Here is an 840-nt window from a genome sequence, read left to right on the forward strand (position 1 = left end):
ACGGCGGCGCGGGCCTCGCGGTCAACGGGCGCGCCGTGCTGCAGGCCGTCGAGGCTGGTGCCTATGCGGCGATCAGCCGCGACTGGCAGGCCGGCGACGTGGTGCAGCTCACGCTTCCCATACCCGTGCAGTGCTGGCAAAGCCACCCGCGGGTGCACGAGAACGCGGGGCGCATCGCGCTGACGCGCGGTCCGCTGCTGTACTGCGTGGAGGCGCTGGACCACCCGGGTGCGGGCATCGAGGACTTGAGCGTCGACACGCAGTCCGCGTTCGAGAGCCGGTTCGAGCCGGACACGCTGGGCGGGGTGGTGATCCTGCGTGGCACGGCGCGCGTCGTGCCGCGCGATGCGGCCTGGGACGACGCGCTGTACCGGCGCGTGCAGCCGGGCAAGCCGGACGTGCCGCCCGGCGGCGACACCGTCGAGGTCGTCGCGATCCCGTACTTCGCGTGGCAGAACCGCGGGGCTTCGCCGATGGCGGTGTGGTTGCCTCGGGCCGCGTCCGATCGCTCTAGCGAAGCGCGATCGGCAGGGCCGGCGTAGTTGCGCAGCGTCATCGGCATCAGCAGGATCGGTACCGCTGCCGGCGACGCGGCCGCATACGACACGGGCACGCTGGAGAGGTCTGAGCAGATCAGCTCGAACTGCTTGGGTGAGAACTCGAACAGCCCGAAGCCCAGCGCGCAACCAGTTGCGCATTTGCGACGAGGATGACACCACCTCTGATCCGTGCCAGTGGCATGCTGCCGGCATGGATCGAATCACTCGCCGGCCTGCGCTTCGTGGCGGCCTCATCGCCCTCGTCGCCGCTGTTCTTTTCGGAATCAGCACACCGCTGGTC

At 70.0% G+C, this 840-nt stretch carries 1 protein-coding gene; it reads left to right on the forward strand.

The window, feature by feature from the left end; translation table 11 throughout:
* On the forward strand, positions 1–542 hold a 542-nt coding region (locus AC1D01_RS36965), incomplete at its 5' end, for a glycoside hydrolase family 127 protein (RefSeq protein ID WP_477874822.1).
* Positions 543–840: the final 298 nt, after the last annotated feature.

It is taken from the genome of Rhizobacter sp. P3_B12 (assembly GCF_056402895.1).